Source organism: Micromonospora sp. CMU55-4 (assembly GCF_011602315.1).
In the GTDB taxonomy this organism is placed as follows: domain Bacteria; phylum Actinomycetota; class Actinomycetes; order Mycobacteriales; family Micromonosporaceae; genus Micromonospora; species Micromonospora chalcea.
Map to the genome: position 1 here is coordinate 156,586 of NZ_JAAOLH010000016.1, position 6,583 is coordinate 163,168.

Annotated in this window: 8 protein-coding genes; 3 read left to right on the plus strand and 5 right to left on the minus strand. The window is 72.5% G+C overall.

The window, feature by feature from the left end:
• Both HA073_RS24825 and HA073_RS24830 read right to left on the minus strand, forming a co-directional pair.
• Entirely contained in the window at positions 1-1,053 is a 1,053-nt protein-coding gene (locus tag HA073_RS24825) for a MerR family transcriptional regulator (protein ID WP_166457386.1), read from the minus strand.
• 76 nt (positions 1,054-1,129) lie between these two features.
• Positions 1,130-2,026 carry a LysR family transcriptional regulator gene (locus HA073_RS24830; protein ID WP_166457387.1) on the minus strand — a complete coding sequence of 299 codons (897 nt, stop codon included), beginning with the start codon at positions 2,024-2,026 and terminating at the stop codon, positions 1,130-1,132.
• Between the two features lie 87 nt (positions 2,027-2,113).
• Between HA073_RS24830 and HA073_RS24835 the strand changes: the two genes are divergently transcribed.
• Positions 2,114-2,509, plus strand: coding sequence for a VOC family protein (locus HA073_RS24835; RefSeq protein ID WP_166457388.1), 396 nt, complete (start codon positions 2,114-2,116; stop codon positions 2,507-2,509).
• A 9-nt stretch (positions 2,510-2,518) separates the two neighbouring features.
• Positions 2,519-3,025: a GNAT family N-acetyltransferase gene (locus tag HA073_RS24840; protein ID WP_166457389.1), complete on the plus strand. Its 507-nt coding sequence runs from the start codon at positions 2,519-2,521 to the stop codon at positions 3,023-3,025.
• On the opposite strand, the gene HA073_RS24845 is transcribed toward HA073_RS24840, so the two are convergent.
• Positions 3,004-3,615 carry a dihydrofolate reductase family protein gene (locus tag HA073_RS24845; protein ID WP_166457390.1) on the minus strand — a complete coding sequence of 204 codons (612 nt, stop codon included), beginning with the start codon at positions 3,613-3,615 and terminating at the stop codon, positions 3,004-3,006. The two genes, HA073_RS24840 and HA073_RS24845, sit on opposite strands and share 22 nt — an antisense overlap.
• 111 nt (positions 3,616-3,726) lie before the next feature.
• Between HA073_RS24845 and HA073_RS24850 the strand changes: the two genes are divergently transcribed.
• On the plus strand, positions 3,727-4,101 hold the full coding sequence (locus tag HA073_RS24850) for a hypothetical protein (protein WP_205798524.1): 375 nt from the start codon (positions 3,727-3,729) through the stop codon (positions 4,099-4,101).
• A 17-nt stretch (positions 4,102-4,118) separates the two neighbouring features.
• Here HA073_RS24850 and HA073_RS24855 read toward each other — a convergent pair whose 3' ends face one another.
• Together HA073_RS24855 and HA073_RS24860 are read right to left on the minus strand one after the other, a co-directional pair.
• On the minus strand, positions 4,119-5,015 hold the full coding sequence (locus HA073_RS24855; protein ID WP_205798520.1) for an alpha/beta hydrolase: 897 nt from the start codon (positions 5,013-5,015) through the stop codon (positions 4,119-4,121).
• A 143-nt stretch (positions 5,016-5,158) separates the two neighbouring features.
• Positions 5,159-6,007, minus strand: coding sequence for a helix-turn-helix domain-containing protein (locus HA073_RS24860; protein WP_166457392.1), 849 nt, complete (start codon positions 6,005-6,007; stop codon positions 5,159-5,161).
• Positions 6,008-6,583: the final 576 nt, after the last annotated feature.

Below are 6,583 nucleotides of genomic sequence, written 5' to 3' on the forward strand. Positions count from 1 at the left end.
TCACGCCGCCAGATCGGCGACCACGCAGGCGATGTTGTCCGGTGCGCCGGCCGCGTACGCCAGCTCCACCAGGCGCTCGACGGCGCTCTCCGGATCGTCCGCCTCCGTCAGCGCGGCGTGCAGCGCGCCCGGCTCCACCACGGCGGAGAGGCCGTCGGAGCAGAGCAGGTAGCGATCGCCGGGCAGCGCGGTCCGCAGCGCCAGGTCCGCCTCGACCTCCGCGCCCGCGCCGAGCGCCCGGGCCAGCAGCGCCCGCTGCGGATGCGATCCCGCCTCGGCCGGGGTGAGCCGGCCCTGGTCGACGAGCGTCTGCACGTACGTGTGGTCCTGGGTGAGCCGGGACAACTCACCGCCGCGCAGCAGGTACGCCCGGCTGTCCCCGACGTGCACCAGCGCGAGCCGGGTGCCACGTCGCACGAGCGCGGTGAGCGTGGTGGCAGGCTGATCGGTGTCGGTGGCGTGCCCGCGTACCGCCCGGTCGGCCCGGCTCACCGCGTCGGCAAGCGCGGCGAGCAGATCGGCCTGCGACTCGTCCGTCTGCTCCAGCGGCCGCAGCGCGTCCACCGCCTCCGCGCTCGCGGTGGACCCGGCCGGGCCGCGTACGCCGTCGGCGACAGCGAGCAGCGCCGCGCTCGCGTACGCGGTGTCCTCGTTGGAGTCGCGGACCGTTCCCGTTTCGCAGCGCGTCGCGTACCGGAAGATCGTCTCGGACATGGTGGTGCCCCTCTCGCTGAGCGTGTCGACGAGGAGCGCGACGGCCCGGCCGCGCGCCGCGGTGTCCGCGCTGACCCGCCGCCACCAGGCGTCGAGCGCCTCCGCGGCGGCCGCGGGCGGCAGGCCGCAGACGGTACGGATCTCGGCCAGCGGCATCCCCGCCCGGCGCAGCCCGGCGATCAGCCGCGCCCGGTCCGCCTGCTCCGGCGCGTAGTAGCGGTAGCCCGAGTGCGGGTCCACCGCGGCCGGGGGCAGCAGCCCGCAGTCGTCGTAGATGCGCAGCGCCTTGGCGCTCAGGCCGGTCGCGCGGGCGAACGCCCCGATGGTCAGCAGTCGCACCGTGCCTCCCTCGCGCTCCTCGTGCCGGTCACCGCGACCGGCACCGATCACGCTGGGCCTTGCCGCAGGGGACGGGTCAAGCCGCGTCAGGGAGCGGGTTGGCGTCGGCCGCTGCGCGGACGAACTCGCGTACCCGGGATGTGGTGTTCCCGGCCGGCCACACCGGACCGCGACAGATCGGCGGCGCGTCGTGGATCGGCACGTAGGCCACGTCCGGACGGGCGTAGAACTGCCGGGCCTGCTCACCCACCGGCAGCACCCCGCGCCCGAGCGCGACGAGCGCCAGCATCTCGGAGAAGCTGCCACCCACCGGGCCCTTCGGCACCGGACGGCCGGACGGGGTGCGGTCCGGCGTGCGGTCCTGCTTGAACGCGGTCGACGTCACCGCCGGGTACTGCACCACCGGATGGTCGCCGAGCACCTCCAGCGACACCGACTCCTCGGCCGCCAGCGGATGGCCCGCGGCCACCGCGAGCACCCGGCGCTCGCGCAGCAGCACCGGGCCGTTCGCCATGCCGTCGAAGGGGTACGAGGCGATCAGGACGTCGATCGTGCCGTCCAGCAGGCTCGACCGGGTGCTGGCCAGCGGCGCCTCGTGCACGTGCACCTCGCAGTCCGGGTGGCGCTCGGTGAACAGCGCGACCGCGCGCAGCAGCACCGGCGCTGTCGACTCGCCGACGTACGCCACCCGCAGCTCGCCGGTGAGCCCGCGGCCGGCGTCCACGGCCCGCTGCACCGCCGCCTCGATGCCGGCCACCAGCGGGCGCATCTCCTCGGCCAGGCGGGCACCGATCGGGGTGAGGCGGACCACCCGGCTGGTGCGCTCGAACAGCGGCGCGCCGATGCGGCGTTCCAGCTTGCGCACCACGTGACTGACCCGGCCGGTGCTCACCCGCAGCCGCTCGGCGGTCCGCCCGAAGTGCAGCTCCTCGGCCAGGGTCAGAAACGTCTCGATCTCGTACCGCTCCAGCACAAGGCGCCTCCGTCGTTGCCCGTGAGTCAACGATCGTAGTGCGATCGGGGGTTGGTCCCGCCGCTGCGCCGGGGCCAGGGTTGACGCATGCTGAACGATCTCGTGACGGTGACCGGGTTCGACCATCTCGTGCTCTCGGTGAGCGACGTCGAGCGTTCCCTCGACTTCTACTGCGGCACGCTCGGGCTGGCCCCGGTGCGGGTCGACAGGTGGCGGGCCGGCGAGGTGCCGTTCCCGTCCGTACGGGTCGACGCCGGCACCATCATCGACCTGATCGCGGGCGACCCGACCGGGTCCAACGTGGACCACTTCTGCCTCGTCGTGGAGCCGGTCGACTGGCAGCGGGTGGTCGACTCCGGGGTGTTCACCGTGCTGACCGGCCCGGTCCAGCGCTTCGGCGCACGGGGCACCGGCACCTCGATCTACGTCAGCGACCCGGACGGCAACACAATCGAACTGCGTTCCTACCCGGCCGACGCCTAACCTGGCCCGATGCCGGAGCTGGAACGACTCGCCGCCCGCCACGCGCCCGCCGTGCTGCGGTTCGAGCGGGAGAACCGGGCCTACTTCGCCCGGTACGTCCCCGACCGGGGCGACGACTTCTTCACCGGCTACGCCGCCCGGCACGCGGCCCTGCTGGCCGAGCAGGACCGCGGCACCTGCCACTTCCACGTGCTGGTCGGCGACTACGGCGCCGTACTCGGGCGCTTCAACCTGGTCGACGTCGCAGGCGGCAGCGCCGAGCTGGGCTACCGCGTGGCCGAGCGCGCCGCCGGGCGCGGGCTCGCCGGCGAAGGCGTACGGCGCGTCTGCGAGCTGGCCCGCGGCGAGTACGGGCTGCACCGGCTCGTCGCCTCGGCGACGCTGGCGAACCCGGCCTCACTGGCGGTGCTCACGCGTGCCGGCTTCGTACCGGACGGTCCGGTGGAACTGGACGGGGAGCCCGGCCTGCGGCACACGCTCGACCTCGACGTGCCCTACGCGGCCGCGTCGCCGTAGGCGGGCGCGCCGGCCGGCTCGTACGTGAGCTGGAGCGTGCCGTGGGCGTGGGTGACCGACTCGGTGAGCCGCAGCGCGGTCGGCACCGTGCCGTCGCCGAACAGCCGCTTGCCGGTGCCGAGCAGCACCGGGTACACCCACAGGTTGAGCCGGTTCACGAGACCGGCGCGCAGCAGCGACTGCGCCAGGTCGAGGCTGCCGATCACGTGCACCTCGTCGTGGCGGGCCTTGATCTCGGTGACGCGCTCGGCGAGGTCACCGTTGACCAGCGTCGAGTTCGCCCAGGTCAGCGGCTCGGTGAGGGTACGGCTGGCCACGTACTTGGGCACGCCGTTGAGCAGGCCGGTGAAGGGGGTCTCCTCCGGCGCCTTCGGCCAGTAGCCGGCGAAGATGTCGTACGTCTTGCGGCCCAGCAGCAGCGCGTCCATGCTGCTGGCCTGCTGGAACATCACCGTGCCGGACTCGTCGTCCAGCAGCGGCATCTGCCATCCGCCGTGGCTGAAGCCGCCGTCGCGGTCCTCGTCAGGCTCGCCGGGCGCCTGCGCCACGCCGTCGAGGGTCAGGAACTCGGTCACGATCAACGTACCCATGGGTCTGCTCCTCCGGTTTTCGCTGCCTTCCCCCCGTCAGACCCGGCTGCGGCCCGCGACTCATCGCTCCGCCCGCCCGATCGATGGAATGCTTCAGGGGTGCCGTCTCCCGTGCCCCGGACCGTCAAGGCGGTCGACACCGCCACGCTCATCCAACTCGACACCCAGGCGATCGAGTACGGGTTCAGCCGCAATCACGGTCGGGGCTGGCTGGCCAAGCACGCCGCCCCGCTCGCCCTGCACTACCTGCACCCGTTTCTGCTGCACAGGGCGGGCCGGCGGCCGGAGCTCGATCCGCACTGGCGGTGCATGCTGCTGCTGACAGTGCGCGACGGCCAGGAGATCTTCTCGTTGCTCGACGTCTGGCCCGCTTCGTTCGACCGGCTGCCCGAGACGCTGGACCGGGCCGCGAAGCAGGCGATAGTCGACCGCCTCAACCACGGGGAGCTGTCCACCCAGGCGCAGTGGGCGAGCCTGAACCCCTGACTCGCCGGGCGTCGGCGTCACGACGCCGGATGAAGGTGGCCGCGCAGGAAGGCGACGATCTCGCGGCGCGCCGGCCGGGCGGCCGGCACCAGACCAGGAGTGCTCAGGAACGTGTGGGTGGCCCTCGGATAGCAGGTCAGGCGGGCGTCGGCGCCGTCCTCGCGAAGCCGTTGGACGTAGCGACGGCCATGATCGGCCAGCGGATCCAGCGCGGCGGTGACAACCAGCGTCGGCGGTAGTCCGGCGAGCCTGTCGAACTTGAGGGGCGACACGCTGCGCGGGTCGAGGGTGGGCGGCAGGCTCAGCTTGCGGGCGGCGCGCAGCCGGGACAACGACAGGGTGGGGTTGTCGGCGTTCTCCCTGACCGAGGGGTAGTCGGTCATGCCCTCCGTCCAGTCCGTGCCGGGGTAGAGCAGCGCCTGGGCGCGCAGCGGTGGGCCGTCCGTACGGGCACGCAGGGCGACGAGCCCGGCGATCGTGCCGCCCGCGCTCTCGCCCATGACCGCGACGGCTGCGGGATCGACGCCCCACCGGGCCGCGTCGTCGACGAGCCGGACCACGCTGTCATAGCCGTCGTCGATCGGGTGGGGCAACGGATGCTCCGGAGCGAGGCGGTATTCGACCGAGACGACCACCGCGGGGCACCGGGCCGCGAGGTGGCTGTTCAGCCAGTCGTTCTGCGCAGCGGTGCCCGCGAAGAACCCTCCGCCGTGGAACGAGACGACCAGCGGCAGGCACCGGCCGGCGCCCTTCGGGCGATGTACCCGCAGCGTCAGGCGGCGACCGGGAAGGTCGATCGAGGTCTCCTCGATGCGCGCGCCGCGGTCCGGCCGGCCGGTGACGATCCGGGCGGCACGCGACGACGCCACGCGGTTCGCCTTTTCGCGCGCGGCGATCACCTGGTCGTCGGTCAGAGCCTCCCAGTCAAGGCTGTCCCTCAGGAGCCGAGTGCCCAGTGGAGCCTTGCCTCTCATGGTGTCCTCCGGGATGCAGACGCTGTGCACTCACTGTCACAGCCGTTGCGTCCCGATGGATTGAACGAATGTCAGGACGGACGTCAGCCGGCCCGGGCGGGCCACGCGACCTCGTCGACGGCCAGAAACGGTGCGCTCGCCACTGTCGCCGGCGTCGCCCCGGTGAAGGTCATCACCTCGCGATGAAGGTGGGACTGATCGGCGTAGCCGCTGTCCGCCGCCGTCGCAGCGGCGCTGTGACCCGCGGCGAGGCGATGAGCCGCACGATCGAACCGGATGAGCTGCGCGGCCCGCTTAGGGGTGAGACCGATCTGGGACCGGAACCGGGCCCACAGCCGTTTGCGGCTCCACCCGACCTCAGCCGCCAGCCGCTCGACCTGCACCTGCCCCCGGCTCGCCACCATCCGCCTCCAGCAGAAGGCCACTTCCGCATCGACCACGCGGCCCGCGTCGTGACGTCGGACCAGCGCCACCTCGACGATCGCGAACCGGTCGTCCCAGGACCGGGCGGCGCGCAGCTGCTCCTGGACTCGCGCGGCGTCACGCCCCCACAGGTCGTCGAGGGTCGTCACGGCCCCGCTCAACTCCGGCGCGCCGCTCAGGACCGCGTACGCGACCACGGGCGACAGCCGCACCTGAAGGCACTCGAAGCTTCCGGCCTGGCCTCGTCCGCGAGCGCCATGGGGAGGCGCGAGCCCGGCGGTGACGGAGCCTCGCCGTTGCTGCCCACTGCCGTCGTCGACGACGAGCGGCTGGTCACCGAGGTCGAAGAGCACCATGAGAGCGGGATGCGGCACGACTTCAACCTCGACCGCGGCGTCAGCCCGATCGCTGAACCCCGCCATGGTGACCCCCGCCAATCGGCCGGGAACCGCCGGGACCGCGATGTCCCACGCGGGCGGACCGGAACGCACCGGTTCGGTGGGTCGCACATGCCGATGGTACGTCTCACCTCGAACGGCGCCGGTCCCTCTGTCATGCTTGCCCACATGGCTTCACGTCGAAAGGACCGTGCCGCGTAGGCGGCCTGTGGCGTTACGCGCCGCTGAACCCAGCCGTCGACAGGTGCACGGATCCCGTAGGCACATTCAGCGGGTCTCCGGCAGGGTCGTCGCTGACATCGTCCGGCTCGAGCGCCGGGACAATCGGCTGCGCCCGGGTGACATCGGCTACGCCCTCCGAGGTTGGATCGGCATAGCGCGAGGTCCAGCGCGTCAGCTGCTCGATGACTTCGGCGGGTGCCCCTGCGGCTGCACCCTCGACTATCGGGAAGTGCTGGACATCGCTCTGCGGTCGCTACCCGGGCGAGCGGCGCGGGAGCTGCGCCGCGTCATCGACGAGGCTGATGATCGATTCCTCGGTCGAACCCTGGCGAATCCGTGGGCCGACCCGCGCGCGCCTTGGTGGGAACAGCGGTTGTGAACGTCCGACAAGGAAGCCCCAGCCAGGAAACCTGTCCTGAGCTGGGGCCTCACGCTGGAGCGGGTGACGGGAATCGAACCCGCACT